Origin of the sequence: Paenirhodobacter sp., assembly GCF_041916475.1 — a bacterium.
GTDB lineage: Bacteria > Pseudomonadota > Alphaproteobacteria > Rhodobacterales > Rhodobacteraceae > Rhodobacter.
Map to the genome: position 1 here is coordinate 153,050 of NZ_JAYRZN010000001.1, position 17,621 is coordinate 170,670.

The window sequence follows — 17,621 nt, forward strand, 5'->3', positions numbered from 1 at the left end:
CCGAAAGCCCGGAGCATGCTCCGGGCTTTGCCTTTTGGTCACTTCTTCGGCGGGCGCTGCCCCTTGGGCTTCGGCTTGTCCGGCCGCATCGTGCCGCCCGGCGCCACGCCACCCGCCGCCTTGCCCTTCCGCTCCGCGGCCTTGCGCGCCTCGACGTGCTTCGTCAGCCGCGAGGGGATCGACTTCTTGCGCTCCTTGTAGGGGTTCGATGTCCCCTGATCGCGGAAAAAGATGCGGATCGGCGTGCCCGGCATGTCGAAATCCGCCCGAAGCCCGTTCACCAGATAGCGCCCGTAGCTTTCGGGGATCTTGTCGGTATGCGTCGCCTTGATCACGAAGCCCGGCGGCCGGGTCTTGGCCTGGGTCATGTAGCGCAGCTTGATCCGCCGCCCGCCCGGAGCCGGCGGCGGGTGCGCCTCGGTCATGGCCTGCAGCCACATGTTGAGCTTCGCCGTCGAAATCCGCCGGTTCCAGATCTCATAGGCCTTGATGATCGCATTGTGCAGCCGGTCCAGCCCCTTGCCGGTCTTGGCCGAAACCGTCACCAGCGGCGCCCCCTTCAGCTGCGGCAGGAGCTTCTCGAAGCTCTCGCGCAGCTCCTTGAGCTTCTCGGGCTTGTCCTCTTCCAGGTCCCACTTGTTCGCGGCCAGCACCACTGCGCGGCCCTCGGTCTCCGCCAGATCGGCGATGCGCAGGTCCTGCGTCTCGAACGGAATGTTCACATCCAGCAGCACGACCACCACTTCGGCGAAACGCACCGCCCGCAGCCCGTCGGCCACCGACAGCTTCTCCAGCTTGTCGTTGACCTTGCCGCGCTTGCGCATCCCCGCCGTGTCCCAGATCCGCATCGGCGTGCCCATGAACTTGGCCGAAACCGAGATCGCATCGCGGGTGATCCCGGCCTCGGGGCCGGTCAGCAGCCGGTCCTCGCCGAGGATCTTGTTGATCAGCGTCGATTTGCCCGCATTCGGTCGCCCGATCACCGCAAGCTGCAGCGGCCGCGCCTCGGTGGGCATGCGAATCGTGCCCTCTTCCTCGGAATCCTCCTCGATCTCCACATCGGTCTCGGGGATGTTGGCGGCGTTCTTTTCCGCGAATTCGTCGGCCAGCGGCTTCAGCACATCATAGAGATCGTCGAGCCCCTCGCCATGCTCGGCGGAAATCCGGATCGGCTCGCCAAGACCCAGCCCCCAGGCCTCGATCGCCCCGGCATCGCCCGCAGAGCCCTCGGCCTTGTTCGCCGCCACGATCACATGCGCGTTCTTGCGGCGCAGGATATCGGCGAAAATCTCGTCCGCCGGGGTCACGCCCGCCCGCGCATCGATCAGGAACAGGCAGATATCCGCCTCCTCCACCGCGCGTTCGGTCAGCCGCCGCATCCGGCCCTGAAGGCTGTCATCCTCGGCGAGCTCCAGCCCGGCCGAGTCGATCACCACGAAGTGCAGGTCCACGAGCCGCGCGTCCCCCTCGCGCAGGTCGCGCGTGACGCCCGGCTGATCGTCGACCAGCGCGAGGCGCTTGCCAACCAGACGGTTGAACAAGGTGGACTTGCCGACATTCGGGCGGCCGACGATGGCCAGGGTAAAGCTCATGATCCGCTCCTTCGGGCGAAGAAGCCGCCCCTCTACACGGGTTTCACGTCAACGGAAAGCCAGAAGGTTGCCATCCTGGCTGAGCACATACAGCGTTCCGCCCGCCACGACCGGGTCGGAGGCCGCGCCACCGGGGATCTCGGCCTGGCCGATCGGATTGCCCGAGACCGGATCGAACACCCGCAAAAGCCCGTCCGTGGAGACCACGAACAGCCGGTTCCCCGCAAGCACCGGGCCGTAATGGACATAGATCTCGTTCTGCTTCTTGGTCTTCGCGGCGGTGTAATAGGGCAGGTCGTGCGACCAGACCCGCGCCCCCGTCGCCGCATCGAGCCGCACCAGCCGGCCCTGATCGGACACCAGGAAAATCGAATTGCCCGCGACCTGCACCGGCGAATTCGGGCCCTCGTCCGCGGTCCAGATCCGGTCCCCCGATTCCATGTCGAAGGCCGAGAGCCGCCCGGCCGAGGACCCGGCATAGAGCCGCCCGCCGAGGATCACCGGCTCCCCGGTCAGATCGTTCACGATCGTATAGCCGCGCCCGGTCCGCGCGCCGGAGACGTTGGTGTTCCACAGCGTCAGGCCATTGCCCTTCAGCGCGCCGATCAGCTCGCCGGTGGCATAGGGCATCACCACCATGCGGCCATCGACCGCCGGAGCCGAGACCCCGCTCATCGAGGCCCGCGCGGGCGCCGAGCCCAGCTGCCACAGCACCTTGCCGTCGTTTGCCCGCACCGCCCAGGCAGAACCATCGCGCACCGCGACATAAACGACGCCCTCATCCACCGTCGGCGCCCCGCCAATGGCCGCGTCGAAATCCTGCCGCCAGATGACGGCGCCCGTGGCCGCATCGAGGGCCGCCAGCTGCGCATAGCCCGAAGTCACATAGAGCCGCCCGCCATCATAGGCGAGGCCCGCGCCCGAGGCTTCGGTGCCGCGGTCGCCGGGCGGCGTCACCGACGCCTGCCAGACCTTGCCGCCGTTCAGCGCCGTCGCCGTCACCAGGCCGCGGCTGTCCACGGTATAAATCCGCCCGCCCGCGACCACCGGCTCCGCCACCAGGCGGTAGCGGCGGCTGTTGCCCTCGCCGATCGAGGTGCTCCAGGCGAGCGTGGTGCCGCCGCCGAGCGCCGGATTGACCAGATTGTGCTGCGCATTGCCGCCGCGCTGCGGCCAGTCCGCATTGGAGCGCGGCGCGGGCAGGCTGACGGAGGGCGCGGCATTGCCCGGCGCCACGCTGGCCGTCCCGGCCATCACGTCGCGCGGATCGAGCCGGTCGCCGGTGAGGATCACCTCTTTCTCGCAGGCGATGAGCGTCGCAGCCATGCCCAGCACGGCGATTCCATGGATCAGCTTCACAGCCATTCTCCCTGCCCGATCAGCATCCGTACCCGTCATTGCGCCGGGACCGCGGCGGGGGCCGGGGTCGGCATCACGGGGTCTGCGCCAAGCGCCACAATCAACTCACTCGCGCGCTGTTGCAAGCCCGGTGTCAGGGCGGAATCCATCAAGATCTCCCGGGCCTTGGCGATCGCTCCGTCCGTGTCGCCCTGGGCCAGCGCGGCAATCGCCTGCTGCTCCACCGCCATCAGGCGATAAGGCGCACCGGGCTTTGCAAGCTCGGCAAGCGCGGCGGTGCGCTCGGCCTCGGGCATCGCCGTGCCGCCAATGATCACCGCCTTCAGCAGCGCGAGGTCGCGCAGGTTGCGCGGCAGCTTCGCATCCGCCGCCACCGCCTTCAGCGTGCTCACCGCCTCCTCGGGCTTGCCATCGCGCAGCGATTGCGCCGCAGCCCCGATCCGGGCCAGCGCGCCCTGCGTGCCCTCCGCAGGCAGTCCCTGCAGCAGCGTGCCCGCATTCTCCGCCTGCAGCGCCGCCAGCAGCTGGTCGCCGAAGGCGCGGGCGTCTTCCTGCGCGCTCTGCTTGCGCCATTCGTACCAGGCCGCACCGCCGACGATACCGAGCACCGCGACGATGCCGATCCAGCCATACCGGCGCATCAGCATGAAAAGCCGGTCGCGGCGGACTTCGTCGGTCACTTCGCTGATAAAGCTGTCAGTCTCGCTCACGGGGCGGCTCCTTGAAGTTTGGCCCGTTCTACACGGAAGCCGCGGGCCTTGCCAAGGCGGGGGGTTCGTCCTCTTCGGCGGATTGGCGCGCCCACATCGCCGCATAGCGCCCGTGCCGGGCCAGCAGCATCTCATGCGTGCCGGATTCGACGATCTGCCCCTGCTCCAGCACCACGATCCGGTCCGCATCCGCGATGGTGGAGAGCCGGTGCGCGATGGTGATCACCGTGCGCCCCTGCCCCATCGCCTTCAGGCTTTCCTGGATGTCGCGTTCGGTCTGGGTATCGAGCGCAGAGGTCGCCTCATCCAGCAGCAGGATCGGCGGGTTCTTCAGCAGCGTGCGCGCGATGCCCACCCGCTGCTTCTCGCCGCCCGAAAGCTTCAGCCCGCGCTCGCCCACCATCGTGTCGTAGCCTTCGGGGAGCGACAGCACGAAATCGTGGATCCGCGCGGCGCGGGCGGCGGCCTCGATCTCGGCCTGGGTCGCATCGGCGCGGCCATAGGCGATGTTGTAGCGGATCGTGTCGTTGAACAGCACCGTATCTTGCGGCACCACCCCGATCGCCGCATGCAGGCTCTCCTGCGAAACGCCGCGGATATCCTGCCCGTCGATCCGGATCGCGCCGCCCGTCACCTCATAGAAGCGGAACAGGAGCTTGCCGATGGTGGATTTGCCCGACCCCGACGGCCCGACCAGCGCCACCGTCTGCCCGGCCGGGATCGAAAGCGAGATCCCCTTCAGGATCGGCCGCGCCGGATCATAGGCAAAGGCCACATCCTCCAGCTCCACCGCGGCGCCCGCCACCTGCAGCGCCGGCGCTCCGGGCGCATCGGTGATCTCGGCGGGCTGATGCAGCAACTCGAACATGTCGCCCATGTCCACCAGCGCCTGGCGGATTTCGCGATACACCGTGCCGAGGAAGCCGAGCGGCATGGTGATCTGGATCATATAGGCCTGCACCATGACGAAATCGCCCACGGTCAGCTTGCCCGCGCGCACCTCCAGCGCCGCCATCACCATCACGCCCACCAGCCCCGCGGTGATGATCAGCGCCTGGCCGAAGTTCAGGAAGGCAAGGCTGATCCCGGTCTTGACCGCCGCCGTCTCGTAGCGCGCCATGGACTGGTCGTAGCGGGCGGCCTCGCGCTTCTCGGCGCCGAAATATTTCACCGTCTCGAAGTTCAGCAGGCTGTCGATCGCCTTCTGGTTGGCGGCGGTATCGGCCTCGTTCATCCGCTGCCGGATCGCCACGCGCCATTCGGTGACCTTGAAGGTGAACCAGACATAGGCGGTGATCGTGACCATCACCACCACCGCATAGCGCCAGTCGAACACGATCGCGAAGATCGCCGTCACCAGCGCCAGCTCGATGATCAGCGGCCCGACGGAGAACAGCATGAAGCGCAGCAGGAAATCCACGCCCTTCACGCCGCGCTCGACGATGCGGCTCAGCCCGCCGGTCTTGCGGGTGATGTGATAGCGCAGCGAGAGTGCATGGATGTGGCGGAAGGTCTCCAGCGCGAGCTTGCGCAGCGCCCGCTGCGCCACCCGCACGAAGACCGCGTCGCGCAATTCGCCAAAGCCGATGGAGGCCAGCCGCGCCACGCCATAGGCCACCGTCAGCGACACCGCGCCGAGGGCGAGCAGCATGCCTTCGTCGCGCGCAGTGCCCGCAAGGCTGTCGACCGCCGCCTTGTAAAGAAACGGCGTCGCCACCGAGATCACCTTCGCCAGCGCAAGGAGCAGCAGCGCGCCCACCACCCTGCGCTTTACCCAGCCCTCCCCCTGCGGCCACAGATACGGCAGAACCGAACGGATCGTACGGGCATTGCGGGCGCGCTCAGTGGCACTCATCTTGCCGGAGCTGGTAATCTGGGAGGGGGGCATCGTGGACTTTCGGCGGCAGAGAAGTTTCTTGCTGCCTACCTATACATTCCGCGCGGCGAATACAGCCCCTGTCGCGCAGCGGCCTTACTGGCTGATCGCGGCAGGGAGCGTGAACACCTGCCCCGGATAGATCAGGTTCGGATCGCGGATCTGGTCGCGGTTCGCCTCGAAGACCCGCACATACATGAACGGGTCCCCGTAAGCCTCTCTGGCAATGGCCCAAAGTGTCACGCCCTTACCGATGGTGACGGATTGCGCACCCCCTCCGGCCTCGGCGCGCAGGGCCTCGGGCGCGGCCGATACGAATTCGGTCTCGGCGCGGGTTTGCACATTGCCCTGTGCATCCAGTGCATCAACGCGCAGCGCATGCATCCCGGCCTTCGGGCGCGGCAGCAGCATCCGCCAGCTGCCATCGGTGCCCGGCGCGGTCAGCCCGGCCTCGGCATTATCCACATAGGCGCGCAGCACCGAACCGGCCGGCGCGCCGCGGCCGCTGATCTCCACCCGCCCCTCGGCATCGAAGGCCAGCGTATCGATCACCAGATCGTTCGAGGCCGCCGCCAGAACGCGCACCCCCTCGGCATCGGCCACCAGCGGCTTCGCGGCCAGGGCTTCGGCCTGGGCGACCTGATCGGCGACGGTCTCGGGCGCGGCGCCGGCCGCGGCTGCGGCCTTGGCCACCGCTTCCGGATCGGGCGCCACGGTCAGGCTCTGCGCCGAGAGGGCCGCGGCGCCATCCGCGCCCGTGACCCGGACCTTGAGCTCGCGCGGCGCGGCCGTCGGCGCGCCGATGAGCACGGAGGCAAAGCGCCCGTCCGCCCCCGCGGTCAGCACATCCGCGACCTGACCATCGAGCAGCACTTCCACCTGCGCCCCGGGCGCAACCGCGCCCGCCACCGTGACCGAGCCGTCCGGCGCCGCGCGCAACAGATCGAAGCGCACCACATCCGCAGGCGCTGCCGCTGCCGGTTGCGGCACGGGCGCTGCGGGCTGCGCAGGCGCCGATGCGGGCGCCGGGGCGGGCGCTGGCGCCGGTGCGGGCGTTGCGGCCAGCTGCGGCTCCGGCGGCACGGCCGGATCCGGGCTTTGCATCGCCCACCAGAGCAGCCCCGCCGCCACGATCGCCGCCGCGGCCAGAGCCCCTGTCATCGCGCCGCCGAACCCGGAGCGCGGTCTGTCTTCGCCCTCTGCCATAGCCTTCCCTTTCCCAATGCCCCGCGGTCTTGCGCCGCCTTGAGCCTCTCCATCTCACCCGGTATCACGCGACAAGGCAACTCCCCTCGCGCAATGCGTGTCCGAGTCGCGCCCCCATCTGTCAAGAGGCAATCCATGACCAGCCCCAGCCATTCCGTCTGCGTGTTCTGCGGCTCGCGCGCGGGCGCACGCCCGGCCTATCTGCGCGCCGCCCATGAGACCGGCGTCGGGCTGGCCGAACGCGGCTGGCAGCTTGTGTACGGGGCCGGCGACGTGGGCCTGATGGGCGAGGTGGCGCGAGCCGCGCAGGCAGCGGGCGGGCGCACCTTCGGCGTGATCCCCGAGCACCTGTTCCCGCGCGAAGTCGGCAAGCGCGACCTCTCGACCTTCGTCGTCACTGAAACCATGCACGAGCGCAAGAAGGTCATGTTCATGAACTGTGATGCGATCGTGGTGCTGCCGGGGGGCGCGGGCTCGCTCGACGAATTCTTCGAGGTGCTGACCTGGCGCCAGATCGGCCTGCACGAAAAACCGATCATCGTGCTGAACACCGAGGGCTACTGGGACCCGCTGATCGCCACCATCGAGCGGATCATCGCCGAGGGCTTCGCCGCCCCCAGCCTGCGCGAGTTCGTCTCCGTGGCCGCGGATGTGCCCGCGCTGATGGCAAGGCTCGAGGCCGCCTTCAGCGCCTGAGGCTCGCGACCGAGTAGATTGCCAGCGCGGCCCAGATCAGCGGGAAGGCCACCGCATGCGCATGGGTCAGCGGCTCGCCGAAAGCAAGGAGCGCGACCGCGAATTGCAGCGTCGGGTTCAGGTATTGCACCAGCCCGACCGTGGAGAGCCGCACCCGCTGGGTGGCATAGCTGAACATCATCAGCGGCAGGCCGGTCAGCACGCCCGAGAACATCAGCATCAAGGTGGTCTGCAGGCCGGAGCCGAAAGCACCGGGCCGCGCGGCCATCCCCCAGCCGAAATGCTCGGCCAGCAGGAAGCCGAGCGCGAGGGGGGCGAGCAGCACCACCTCCGCCGCCACGGAGACGGTCGAGGTCAGCGGCAGCCGCTTCTTGACCAGCCCGTAGATCCCGAAGGTCCCTGCCAGGAACAGCGCGATCCACGGCACCCGCCCCACCGACCAGGTGAGCCAGAGCACCGCCGCCGCCGCCAATGCCACCGCCAGCGCCTGCGAAGGCGTCATCCGCTCACGCAGGAATACCACGCCGAGCCCCACGGCCACGAGCGGGAAGATATAATAGCCGAGGCTCGCCTCCATCGCATGGCCGTTCTGGACCGACCAGATGAAGCCGAACCAGTTCAGCGAGATGACCACCGCGGCGATGGCGACCACCCCCACCCAGCGGCTGCTGAGTGCGCGCCCAAGATCCGCGAGCCCGCCCCGCGCCAGAAGCACGAGGCCGAAGAACACCAGCGACCAGAGCGTCCGGTGCGCGAGGATTTCCAGCGGCGGCACCGCGGCCAGCATCTTGTAAAAGAGGCCCGATACCCCCCAGGTGGCGCAGGCCGCGATCAGCGCCCACAGCCCCTTCGTCTGCTCGCTCATGTCCACTCCCATGCAAAGGCCCGCCGCAGGGCGCGGCGGGCCTGATGTCGTGCAGTCCGGGGGTCAGAGGCGCGAGGCCACGTTTTCCCAGTTCACCAGCTTGTCGAGGAAGTTGGTGAGGTAGGCCGGGCGCTTGTTGCGGAAGTCGATGTAGTAGGAATGCTCCCACACGTCGCAGCCCAGAAGCGCGGTCTGGCCGAAGCAGAGCGGGTTCACGCCGTTCTCGGTCTTGGTGACCTTGAGGCTGCCGTCCTTGTCCTTCACGAGCCAGGCCCAGCCCGAACCGAACTGGCCGGCGCCCGCGGCGGCGAAATCTTCCTTGAATTTCGCGACCGAGCCGAAGGATTCGACCAGCGCCTTCTCCAGCGCGCCCGGAATAGCCTTGGCGCCCGGGCCCATCACTTCCCAGAACAGGTTGTGGTTCCAGTGCTGCGAGGCATTGTTGAAGATGCCCGACTGCGCCACGGCGCCGGCCTGATAGGTGCCCTTGACGATTTCTTCGAGCGACTTCGTTTCCCACTCGGTACCGGCGATCAGCTTGTTGCCGTTGTCGACATAGGCCTTGTGGTGAATGTCGTGGTGGAATTCGAGCGTTTCCTTCGACATGCCCAGATCTGCAAGCGCATCATGGGCATAGGGGAGTGCGGGAAGTTCAAAAGCCATTTTTCCGTCCTTTCGCGAAGGTTTGCGTTGCCCCTATAGAAGCCCGCAATTTGAAGAGGTCAAGGGAGAGCTGTTGCTTTCCGCACCGGTTGGCCGAACCATGCAGCTCCGCTTTGCGCGCCCGCGCAGGGCCCGGCGGCGCTCGGTGCCCGGGCGCACAGGGGCCCGCCGCTCCGCGCAGAAGAGGCCCCGGCAGGCCGGGGCATCTTCTGCGCGATCCATGCGGATCAGTAGATCTCGCCGCCCTTGCGCGCGGCGACTTCCAGCAGGCCGAGCACATAGCCCGCGACCGAGCGGAAGCAGATCAGCCGGAATTCCTCGGGGCCCGAGCGCCACAGCGCCACGCCGGTCTGCGCGGCGCGGGTGCGGCGCATCTCCATCTGCGGCAGGGTGGCGAAATCCACCGGGCAGAGCTTCATCAGCACTTCGTCGCCCCTGGCGCCGGTGATGATGAAAACGGAGCGCATGTCGGAGACATCCACCACCAGGGAATGCTCGGCCCCGAGCGCCGCGACCAGACCGGCCACGACCTGAACCGCCTCGGCATAGCCGCAGAAGATCATCAGCTCGTCCGGGCTCATCCAGGCGACGGAGCGGGCACCGCCCGCCACCACCTGCCGCTGCCCCGGCACCGAGAGCCCGAGCGCGCCCAGCCCCGCGGCCAGCGCCGCCGAGCCCAGATCCGCCCGCACCGAGACCATGCCGGTGAGCCCGGCCTCTGCCACCGTGGCGAAGCCCGTGTGGCTCTTGCCTTTCAGCGCGGAAACCGCCTCAGACATCGGACTTCTCCCCTTCCTTGTCATAGAAGCACGGATCGACGATGCGTGCCTTGACCGCCACATTCTTGCCGACGAATTCGAGCACCTCGCCCATGCGCTCCGGCCCGTTGATCACCAGCCCCATAGCGATGCCCTTCTTCAGCGTCGGCGAATAATAGGTGGAGGTCACGCGGCCCTGGGTGTTGCGCTGGCCATTGACGTTGTTGCCCGGCGCCACCGCATAGATCCCGTCGGGGAGCACCGATCCGTCGAGCGTTTCGAGGCCGACGAGCCGCCAGCGGTCCTTCGAGACCATGAAGCTGCGCTCCTGCGCGCGCTTGCCCAGGTAATCGGCCTTCTTCTTCGAGATCGCCCAGCCGAGGCCCAGATCCTGCGGGATCACGGTGCCGTCGGTTTCGTCGCCGATCATGATGAAGCCCTTCTCGGCCCGCATCACGTGCAGCGCCTCGGTGCCGTAGGGCATCACGCCGAATTCCTGCCCGGCCGCAACGACCTTCTCCCAGAACGCCGCGCCCATATTCGCGGGGACCGCGATTTCATAGCTCAGCTCGCCCGAGAAGGAGATCCGGTAGACCCGCACCGGGAAGCCCCCGAGCGTGCCGTCGGCCCAGGCCATGAACGGCAGCGCCTCCTTCGACAGATCCATGCCGCCGAGCTTTTCCAGCACCTTGCGCGCCTTCGGGCCCACAACGGCGACCTGGGCGTATTGCTCGGTCAGGTTCGCGGTATAGACCTTCCAGTCCCACCACTCGCATTGCAGCCAGTCTTCCATATGCGCATGGATCCGGTCCGCCCCGCCCGAGGTGGTGTGGCACAGCCAGCTGTCCTCGCTCAGGCGCACCACGACGCCGTCGTCGATCAGGAAGCCGTTCTCGTTGCACATCAGGCCGTAGCGGCACTTGCCCACAGGCAGCGTCGACATGAGGTTGGTGTACATCATGTCGAGGAACTTGCCCGCGTCCGGCCCCTTCACCAGGATCTTGCCCAGCGTCGAGGCATCCAGCACGCCGACGTTCGTGCGCGCATTACTGATCTCGCGCTTCACCGCATCGGCATGGCTCTCGCCCGCCTTCGGGTAGCAATAGGGCCGGCGCCAGAAGCCCACCGGCTCCCAGTGGAAGCCCTGCGCCTCATGCCAGTCCTGCATCGGCGTGCGGCGGCGGGGCTGGAACAGCTCGCCCCGCGCCTCGCCCGCCATCGCGCCGAAGCTGATGGGCGTGTAGGGCGGCCGGAAGGTGGTGGTGCCGGTGGTCGGGATCGCCTGGCCGAGCGTGTCCGACAGGATCGCGAGGCCGTTGATGTTGCTGAGCTTGCCCTGGTCCGAGGCCATACCGAGCGTGGTGTAGCGCTTGGTATGCTCGACCGAGGTATAGCCTTCGCGCGCCGCGAGCTCCACGTCGGAGACCTTCACGTCGTTCTGGTAATCGAGGAACGCCTTGAACCGCAGCGCCTGCTTCGCGCCCGCCGGCATCACCCAGACCGGGGTCAGCGGCGCTTCGGCTTCGGTGGTGGCGCTCAGGCCCGCTTCGGCCGCGATCGCGTCGAGCGTCAGGTGGCCATTGGCCGCGCCCACTGCCGTCACCAGCACCGCGCCATCGGCGCCCGTCGGCGCCCGGGAGCCATCGGGGCGGAACATCGCCGCCGCTTCATCCCAGATGAGCTTGCCGCCCAGATGCGAGAACAGGTGCACGACCGGCGACCAGCCGCCCGACATCGCGACGCAGTCGCAATCGAGCGTCTCGGTCACGCCGCCCTCGCCGGCCTGCGAGCAGACCTGCACATGGCTGACCGCCTTGCCGCCCAGAACGCCCGCGATGCCGCGGCCTTCCAGCACGCGCACGCCCCGCGCCCGCACCGCCTGCGGCAGATCGCCGCCCGCGCGCTCCCGCGCATCGACGACCGCCACCACGGTGAGGCCCGCATCCAGCACCGCGAGCGCGGTGCGGTAGGCGTCATCGTTGTTGGTGACCACAACCACACGGTCCCCGGGGCTCACCGCCCAGTTCACGATATAATCGCGCACCGCCGAGGCCAGCATCACGCCGGGCACATCATTGCCCGCGAAGGCGAGCGGGCGTTCGATCGCGCCCGTCGCCGCCACGGTTTCGCCCGCCCGCACCCGCCACAGCCGGTGGCGCGGCCGCCCGTCGCCCGGGGTATGATCGGCCACGCGCTCGTAGCAGATGGCATAGCCGTGGTTATGCAGGCCCGCGACCATCGTGCGCGGCATCAGCCGCACATTCGGCAGCTTCGCCAGCGCGGCCAGCTGCGCGTCGATCCAGGCCTGGGGCTCCTGCCCCTCGATCAGCCCGCCATCGACCGGCGCACGCCCGCCCCAATGCGGGGTCATTTCCATGACGAGGACGCGCTTGCCCTCTTGGCCTGCCTTCAGCGCCGCTGCGAGGCCCGCGACACCGCCGCCCGCGATCAGAACGTCGCAATAGGCATAGGTCTGCTCGTAGCGATCCGGATCGGCCTCTTTCGCTGCGGTGCCGAGGCCCGCCGCCTGCCGGATCACCGGCTCGAACAGGTGCTTCCACGCCGCCCGCGGCGCCATGAAGGTCTTGTAGTAGAAGCCCGCCGGCAGCATCTTGCTGACCGCGTTGTTCAGCACGCCGATATCGAATTCGAGGCTCGGCCAGTGGTTCTGGCTGCTGGCCTCGAGGCCGTCGAACAGCTCGGTCGTGGTGACGCGCTGATCGGGCTCCTGGCGGGCATTGCGCCCGAGGTTGACGAGCGCATTCGGCTCCTCCGCGCCCGAGCCCACCACGCCGCGCGGCCGGTGATACTTGAACGACCGGCCCATCAGGACCTGGCCGTTGGCCAAGAGCGCCGCCGCCAGGCTGTCGCCCGCGAAGCCGCGCATCGGCTTGCCGTTGAAGGTGAAGGCCATCGGCCGCGCGCGGTCGATCAGCCGCCCGCCCCTGGACAGACGCGTGCTCATTTCCAGCCCTCCCATGCCGGGCATTTTTCTTTGATCTTGGCCACCAGATCCGCCGGCGGCTCGGTGGTCTGCGCCGGATAGGTCCCGAAGACCTCCAGCGTTACGGTGTGGCGCGCGGCCAGGAACCACTTGCCGCAGCCGAAGGAATGCCGCCAGCGTTCGAAATGCACGCCCTTCGGGTTCTTCCGGTTGAACAGGTAATCCTCGAAATCGTCATCGGTGGAGCCGGGCCCGAAGCGCTTCAGATGCGCCTCGTGGCCATAGGTCAGCTCGGTTTCCTCCGCGGCCACGCCGCAGCAGGGACAGGTAACGGTCAGCATTTCCGGCCCTCCTCAGTGTGCCACGCCGGCGGCGACGGATTCGTCGATGAACCGGCCTTCCTTGAAGCGGTCCAGGCTGAACGGTGCGGCCAGAGCCCCCGGTTCGCCCTTCGCCACCAGCTCCGCCATCGCCCAGCCCGAGCCCGGAATGGCCTTGAAGCCGCCCGTGCCCCAGCCGCAGTCGAGGAACATGTTGCGCACGGGGGTCTTGGAGATGATCGGCGAGTGGTCGCCGGTGATGTCCATGATGCCGCCCCATTGCCGCAGCATCTTCAGCCGCGAGATCATCGGGTAGGTTTCCACCAGTGCGCGCACGGTTTCCTCGAGCGTGTACCAGGAGCCACGCTGCGTATAGTTGTTCGGATGGTCGATGCCACCGCCCAGCACCAGCTCGCCCTTGTCGGACTGGCTGATGTAGCAGTGCACCAGGTTCGCCATGACGACGACGTCGATCACCGGCTTGATCGGCTCCGACACCCAGGCCTGCAGCGGGCAGCTCTCGACCGGCAGGCGGAAGCCCGCCATATTCGCCAGCACGCCCGAATGCCCGGCCACGACGCCCGCGAGCTTGCCGCAGTCGATCTGGCCCTTGGTGGTGTTGATGCCCTTCACCTCGCCGTTCTCGACGCGGATGCCGGTCACTTCGCATTGCTGGATGATATCCATCCCCATCGCGTCGCAGGCGCGCGCATAGCCCCAGCACACGGCGTCGTGCCGCGCGGTGCCGCCGCGTTCCTGATAGAGCGCGCCGAGGACCGGATAGCGCGGCCCGTCGAGGTTGATGATCGGCACCAGCTCCTTCACCCGCTCGCGCGAGATCCATTCGGTCTTGATGCCCTGCAGCGCGTTCGCATGCACGGTGCGCTTGTAGCCGCGCATCTCGTGCTCGGACTGCGCCAGCATCAGCAGGCCGCGCGGGCTGAACATGACGTTGTAGTTCACGTCCTGCGACAGGCCCTCATAGAGCTGCAGCGATTTCTCGAAGATCGCCGCGGAGGCGTCCTGCAGGTAGTTCGAGCGGATGATGGTCGTGTTGCGGCCGGAGTTGCCGCCGCCGAGCCAGCCCTTCTCGATGATGGCCACGTTCTTGATGCCGTGGACCTTGCCCAGATAATAGGCCGTGGCGAGGCCATGGCCACCCGCGCCGACGATAATCACGTCGTACCGCTTTTTCGGTTCGGGGGCGCGCCAGGCGCGCTCCCATCCCGCATGGTAGCGCAGCGCCTCGCGCGCCACGGCGAAGATCGAATACCGTCTCATGCGTTCCCTTTCGAGCGGCGAATCCCTGTCGCGCGGTTGCCCGCGACCTGCTCTCTAGATGGACCTGTCGCGGCGCGGAAAGCCACCCCCAAGCGGCATAAGCGGGACAAAAGCGACATCGCCTCTCCGCGGCATGCAGACACGATGAAATGGACACGGTTTCGTGCCCCTCTTTCGTGGCCCGGCCAAACCGCCTAAACGGGGGCAAGGAGAAGGAGACGCCATGCTGTTCTGGATCATCGCCGTCGCATTGGTCGCCGCGATCGCCACGTTGTTCGGCCTTGCGATGCTGCGCCGGCAGCCGCAGGAGGAGACGACCACCGCCAGCCGCGACCTGCAGGTCTACCGCGACCAGATGGCCGAGGTGGACCGCGACCGCACGCGCGGCACCCTCTCCGCGCCCGAAGCGGAGCGCGCCCGGCTCGAGATCGCGCGGCGGATGCTGGATGTGGACCGGCAGGAGCGGCAGGGCCGCGGCCTCGGCGCGCGCGCGGGCGCAGCCCCCCTGCGCGCCTCCGTCACCGCCTTTTGCGCCGTGCTCGCGGTGCTGGGCGCGGCCTTCGCGGGCTATCTGTGGCTCGGCGCCGCAGGATACCCGGACCAGCCGCTTGCCGGGCGGCTGCAGGCGGCCGAGGAGCTTTATGCATCGCGCCCGGCTCAGGCCGAGGCCGAGGCCCGCGCCGCCGCGAACCGCCCGCCGCTGCCCGCACCCGATCCGCAGTTCACCGCCCTGATGGAGAAGCTGCGCGCCGCCGTCGCGCAGCGCCCGGAGGACCCGCAGGGCCTGGCGCTCCTTGCGCGCAACGAGATGACCCTGGGCAATTTCAACGCCGGCTGGCAGGCGCAGAAAAGGCTCATTGCCGCGAAGGGCGCCGAGGCCACGGCCGAGGACCACGCCCAGCTCGGCGAGGACATGGTGGTGGCCGCGGGCGGGCTGGTGACGCGCGAGGCGGAAGCGGCCTTTTCGGAGGCGCTGCGCCTCGATCCGCGCAACGGGCTGTCGCTCTATTATGTCGGGCTGATGATGGCGCAGAACGGCCGCGGCGACCGCGCCTTCCGGCTCTGGGACGGGCTGCTGCGCAACACGCCCGCCGATGCGCCCTGGCAGCAGCCGATCCGGCAGAACATCCGCGACCTCGCCTGGATCGCCGGGGAGGAAAATTACGACATGCCCGGCACCGCCCCCGGCCCGACCGCCGCAGACATTCAGGCCGCGCAGGACATGACGCCCGAACAGCGCACCGAAATGATCCGCGGCATGGTCGGGCGGCTGGGCGACCGGCTCGCGGCCGAGGGCGGCCCGCCGCAGGACTGGGCGCGGCTGATCTCCTCGCTGCGGATGCTGGGCGAGGTGGAGCACGCAGGCCAGATCGCCGAGGAAGCCCGCGCCCGCTTCGCGGCCGATCCGGCGGCGCTGAAGGCCATAGATCAGGCGCTGTCGGCGCCGGCGGGGGTGGTGCAATGATCTGCGCCAGCATCGAGGATTTCGCCGGCTCCCTGCCCCGGACGGGCGCTGTGCTCGGGCTCGACCTCGGCACCAAGACCATCGGCGTCGCGGTCTCGGACCTGCGCCGTCAGGTGGCGAGCCCGCTGCGCACGATCCGGCGCGAGAAATTCACGCTCGATGCGGCGGAGCTGCTGAAGATCGTGGCCGAGCGCGAGATCGGCGGGCTGATCCTCGGCCTGCCGATGAACATGGACGGCAGCGAAGGGCCGCGCTGCCAGTCCACCCGCGCCTTCGCCCGCAACCTCGAGAAGCTCACCGCGCTGCCCATCGGCTTCTGGGACGAGCGCCTCTCCACCGTCGCGGCCGAGCGCGCGATGCTGGAGGCGGATCTGTCGCGCAAGAAGCGCGCGGAGCGGATCGACAATGTCGCCGCCGGGTTCATCCTTCAGGGCGCGCTCGACCGGATGAGCTACCTTGGACATTGAGACGCCCTGCACCAAGGTCTGCCGGATCGTGCCGGACAGCGGCCTGTGCGCAGGCTGCAGGCGCACTATCGACGAGATCATGCGCTGGCGCGAGATGACGCCCGCCGAACGCAGGGCGGTGATGGCCGCCCTGCCCGGCCGCAGCCCCGGCCGCTAGATCGAGATATTCGCCGCGCCGCCGTCGAGCATGATGTTCTGTCCGACGATGAAGCCTGCATATTGCGAGCACAGGAACGCGCAGGCCGCGCCGAATTCGGCGCGCGTGCCGTAGCGGCCCGCCGGGATGGTGGCGGCGCGCTGTGCCGCGGCCTCCTCAATGGTGATCCCCTGCGCCTGCGCCGCCGCCGTATCGAGCGAGACCGCCCGGTCCGTGGCATGCAGCCCGGGCAGCAGGTTGTTGATGATCACGCCCTTGCCCGCCACCTGCCGCGACGTCCCGGCGACGAAGCCGGTGAGCCCGGTGCGCGCGGTATTGGACAGCCCCAGCTGCGCGATCGGCGCGCGGACCGCGGCCGAGGTGATGTTCACCACCCGGCCCCAGCCACGCTCGATCATGCCGGGGATCACCGCCTGCATCATCGCGATCGGGGTCAGCATGTTGCCATCGAGCGCCTTGATGAAATCCTCGCGCGACCAGTCGGACCACAGGCCCGGCGGCGGCCCGCCCGCATTGTTCACGAGGATATCCACCTGCCCCGCGGCGGCGAGCACCTTCTCGCGCCCCTCGGGCGTGGTGATATCGGCCGCGATGGCCGTAACGCGCGCGCCAGTCGCCGCGATTTCGGTGGCGGTGGCCTCCAGCGCCTCGGCGCCGCGCGCATTGAGGATGATCTCCACCCCGGCCTCGGCGAGCTTCTCGGCGCAGCCGCGCCCGAGCCCTTTCGACCCCGCACAAACGATGGCGCGCTTGCCCGCAATACCCAGATCCATGATGCCCTCCTGATTGCTGCGACCCGCCTAGCACGAACCGCTGGCGCTGACAGCCTCACTTGGCCATTATCGCGCAGAATGACCGAGAGGATATATGGGAAATCAACAGCATCTCGAATGGCTGCTTCAGGGCGCACAGTTCTGAAACGACACGCGGCGGCAATTGCGCTTTGTCCTGGATCTTTCGGGGCTGGACATAACGGCCGCTTTGGAACGCGCCGATACACAGAAGACCCGCTGGCCGTCGTTAAGCGCGTACAATCTGGACAGCGCAGATATGTCGCGCGCGCGACTGGATAAGGTTCTGTTTGAATGGGCTTGGCTCGGCGAGGCCGACCTTTCCGGCGCCAGCCTGCGCCATACAGATTTTTCCAATGCACATATGCCTGGCGCCAAACTGAATGGCGCAGACCTGTTTTCGCGGCGCGCATCTGCGCGGTGCGGATGTGAGAACTCTTGCCCTCGGGTCCGGACGCCTCATCGTCACCG

General features: G+C 68.3%; 16 protein-coding genes and 1 pseudogene. 5 read left to right on the forward strand and 12 right to left on the reverse strand.

The features are described from left to right. Nucleotides 1–38 precede the first annotated feature (38 nt). The 5 genes from der to ACOMG5_RS00765 form a co-directional block, all read right to left on the reverse strand. Complete coding sequence (gene der, locus ACOMG5_RS00745) at nucleotides 39–1,592, reverse strand: ribosome biogenesis GTPase Der (RefSeq protein ID WP_420341858.1); 1,554 nt, start codon at nucleotides 1,590–1,592, stop codon at nucleotides 39–41. A 48-nt stretch (nucleotides 1,593–1,640) separates the two neighbouring features. Continuing rightward, nucleotides 1,641–2,957: a PQQ-binding-like beta-propeller repeat protein gene (locus tag ACOMG5_RS00750; RefSeq protein WP_420341859.1), complete on the reverse strand. Its 1,317-nt coding sequence runs from the start codon at nucleotides 2,955–2,957 to the stop codon at nucleotides 1,641–1,643. A gap of 29 nt (nucleotides 2,958–2,986) precedes the next feature. Then, nucleotides 2,987–3,661 carry a hypothetical protein gene (locus ACOMG5_RS00755; protein WP_420341860.1) on the reverse strand — a complete coding sequence of 225 codons (675 nt, stop codon included), beginning with the start codon at nucleotides 3,659–3,661 and terminating at the stop codon, nucleotides 2,987–2,989. Nucleotides 3,662–3,689: 28 nt separating this feature from the next. Continuing rightward, nucleotides 3,690–5,516, reverse strand: coding sequence for an ABCB family ABC transporter ATP-binding protein/permease (locus ACOMG5_RS00760; RefSeq protein ID WP_420341861.1), 1,827 nt, complete (start codon nucleotides 5,514–5,516; stop codon nucleotides 3,690–3,692). Nucleotides 5,517–5,633: 117 nt separating this feature from the next. Then, the gene (locus ACOMG5_RS00765) at nucleotides 5,634–6,743 is read right to left on the reverse strand and encodes a LysM peptidoglycan-binding domain-containing protein (RefSeq protein ID WP_420341862.1); all 1,110 of its coding nucleotides are present in this window, start codon (nucleotides 6,741–6,743) and stop codon (nucleotides 5,634–5,636) included. 135 nt (nucleotides 6,744–6,878) lie between these two features. Between ACOMG5_RS00765 and ACOMG5_RS00770 the strand changes: the two genes are divergently transcribed. Next, complete coding sequence (locus ACOMG5_RS00770) at nucleotides 6,879–7,439, forward strand: TIGR00730 family Rossman fold protein (RefSeq protein WP_420341863.1); 561 nt, start codon at nucleotides 6,879–6,881, stop codon at nucleotides 7,437–7,439. Here the strand turns inward: ACOMG5_RS00770 and rarD are convergent. The 6 genes from rarD to ACOMG5_RS00800 all read right to left on the reverse strand — a co-directional run bounded on the left by rarD (nucleotide 7,429) and on the right by ACOMG5_RS00800 (nucleotide 14,270). After that, nucleotides 7,429–8,304: an EamA family transporter RarD gene (gene rarD / locus ACOMG5_RS00775; RefSeq protein WP_420341864.1), complete on the reverse strand. Its 876-nt coding sequence runs from the start codon at nucleotides 8,302–8,304 to the stop codon at nucleotides 7,429–7,431. The genes ACOMG5_RS00770 and rarD overlap by 11 nt on opposite strands. Nucleotides 8,305–8,367: 63 nt before the next feature. Next, nucleotides 8,368–8,967, reverse strand: coding sequence for a superoxide dismutase (locus ACOMG5_RS00780; protein WP_420341865.1), 600 nt, complete (start codon nucleotides 8,965–8,967; stop codon nucleotides 8,368–8,370). A 227-nt stretch (nucleotides 8,968–9,194) separates the two neighbouring features. Next, complete coding sequence (locus ACOMG5_RS00785) at nucleotides 9,195–9,746, reverse strand: sarcosine oxidase subunit gamma (RefSeq protein WP_420341866.1); 552 nt, start codon at nucleotides 9,744–9,746, stop codon at nucleotides 9,195–9,197. After that, complete coding sequence (locus tag ACOMG5_RS00790) at nucleotides 9,739–12,690, reverse strand: sarcosine oxidase subunit alpha family protein (protein ID WP_420341867.1); 2,952 nt, start codon at nucleotides 12,688–12,690, stop codon at nucleotides 9,739–9,741. Before ACOMG5_RS00790 ends, ACOMG5_RS00785 begins: the two co-directional genes overlap by 8 nt. Next, nucleotides 12,687–13,010 carry a sarcosine oxidase subunit delta gene (locus ACOMG5_RS00795; protein WP_420341868.1) on the reverse strand — a complete coding sequence of 108 codons (324 nt, stop codon included), beginning with the start codon at nucleotides 13,008–13,010 and terminating at the stop codon, nucleotides 12,687–12,689. Before ACOMG5_RS00795 ends, ACOMG5_RS00790 begins: the two co-directional genes overlap by 4 nt. A 12-nt stretch (nucleotides 13,011–13,022) precedes the next feature. Then, on the reverse strand, nucleotides 13,023–14,270 hold the full coding sequence (locus tag ACOMG5_RS00800; RefSeq protein ID WP_420341869.1) for a sarcosine oxidase subunit beta family protein: 1,248 nt from the start codon (nucleotides 14,268–14,270) through the stop codon (nucleotides 13,023–13,025). A 223-nt stretch (nucleotides 14,271–14,493) separates the two neighbouring features. Here ACOMG5_RS00800 and ccmI point away from each other — a divergent pair, with 223 nt between their 5' ends. Genes ccmI through ACOMG5_RS00815 form a run of 3 tightly spaced genes read left to right on the forward strand, consistent with a single transcriptional unit; the run spans nucleotide 14,494 to nucleotide 16,359 of the window. After that, the gene (gene ccmI, locus ACOMG5_RS00805; RefSeq protein ID WP_420341870.1) at nucleotides 14,494–15,735 is read left to right on the forward strand and encodes a c-type cytochrome biogenesis protein CcmI; all 1,242 of its coding nucleotides are present in this window, start codon (nucleotides 14,494–14,496) and stop codon (nucleotides 15,733–15,735) included. Continuing rightward, nucleotides 15,732–16,202, forward strand: a complete 471-nt coding sequence (gene ruvX, locus ACOMG5_RS00810; protein WP_420341871.1) for a Holliday junction resolvase RuvX — start codon at nucleotides 15,732–15,734, stop codon at nucleotides 16,200–16,202. Before ccmI ends, ruvX begins: the two co-directional genes overlap by 4 nt. Next, the gene (locus ACOMG5_RS00815; RefSeq protein WP_420341872.1) at nucleotides 16,192–16,359 is read left to right on the forward strand and encodes a DUF1289 domain-containing protein; all 168 of its coding nucleotides are present in this window, start codon (nucleotides 16,192–16,194) and stop codon (nucleotides 16,357–16,359) included. The genes ruvX and ACOMG5_RS00815 overlap by 11 nt, the downstream gene beginning before the upstream one ends. Here ACOMG5_RS00815 and ACOMG5_RS00820 read toward each other — a convergent pair. Then, on the reverse strand, nucleotides 16,356–17,132 hold the full coding sequence (locus ACOMG5_RS00820; RefSeq protein WP_420341873.1) for an SDR family oxidoreductase: 777 nt from the start codon (nucleotides 17,130–17,132) through the stop codon (nucleotides 16,356–16,358). The genes ACOMG5_RS00815 and ACOMG5_RS00820 overlap by 4 nt on opposite strands. A 277-nt stretch (nucleotides 17,133–17,409) precedes the next feature. Between ACOMG5_RS00820 and ACOMG5_RS00825 the strand changes: the two are divergent. Next, a pseudogene (locus ACOMG5_RS00825) lies at nucleotides 17,410–17,535 on the forward strand (pentapeptide repeat-containing protein); the annotation flags it as partial. Between the last annotated feature and the right edge of the window lie 86 nt (nucleotides 17,536–17,621).

Excerpts from the sequence above, each read along its gene's own strand:
- der (WP_420341858.1), bottom strand. The coding sequence starts at position 1,592 with ATGAGCTTTACCCTGGCCATCGTCGGCCGCCCGAATGTCGGCAAGTCC.
- ACOMG5_RS00780 (WP_420341865.1), bottom strand. The coding sequence starts at position 8,967 with ATGGCTTTTGAACTTCCCGCACTCCCCTATGCCCATGATGCGCTTGCA.
- ACOMG5_RS00820 (WP_420341873.1), bottom strand. The coding sequence starts at position 17,132 with ATGGATCTGGGTATTGCGGGCAAGCGCGCCATCGTTTGTGCGGGGTCG.
- ruvX (WP_420341871.1), top strand. The coding sequence starts at position 15,732 with ATGATCTGCGCCAGCATCGAGGATTTCGCCGGCTCCCTGCCCCGGACG.
- ACOMG5_RS00800 (WP_420341869.1), bottom strand. The coding sequence starts at position 14,270 with ATGAGACGGTATTCGATCTTCGCCGTGGCGCGCGAGGCGCTGCGCTAC.
- ACOMG5_RS00765 (WP_420341862.1), bottom strand. The coding sequence starts at position 6,743 with ATGGCAGAGGGCGAAGACAGACCGCGCTCCGGGTTCGGCGGCGCGATG.
- ACOMG5_RS00790 (WP_420341867.1), bottom strand. The coding sequence starts at position 12,690 with ATGAGCACGCGTCTGTCCAGGGGCGGGCGGCTGATCGACCGCGCGCGG.
- rarD (WP_420341864.1), bottom strand. The coding sequence starts at position 8,304 with ATGAGCGAGCAGACGAAGGGGCTGTGGGCGCTGATCGCGGCCTGCGCC.
- ACOMG5_RS00785 (WP_420341866.1), bottom strand. The coding sequence starts at position 9,746 with ATGTCTGAGGCGGTTTCCGCGCTGAAAGGCAAGAGCCACACGGGCTTC.
- ACOMG5_RS00770 (WP_420341863.1), top strand. The coding sequence starts at position 6,879 with ATGACCAGCCCCAGCCATTCCGTCTGCGTGTTCTGCGGCTCGCGCGCG.
- ACOMG5_RS00760 (WP_420341861.1), bottom strand. The coding sequence starts at position 5,516 with ATGAGTGCCACTGAGCGCGCCCGCAATGCCCGTACGATCCGTTCGGTT.
- ccmI (WP_420341870.1), top strand. The coding sequence starts at position 14,494 with ATGCTGTTCTGGATCATCGCCGTCGCATTGGTCGCCGCGATCGCCACG.
- ACOMG5_RS00750 (WP_420341859.1), bottom strand. The coding sequence starts at position 2,957 with ATGGCTGTGAAGCTGATCCATGGAATCGCCGTGCTGGGCATGGCTGCG.
- ACOMG5_RS00795 (WP_420341868.1), bottom strand. The coding sequence starts at position 13,010 with ATGCTGACCGTTACCTGTCCCTGCTGCGGCGTGGCCGCGGAGGAAACC.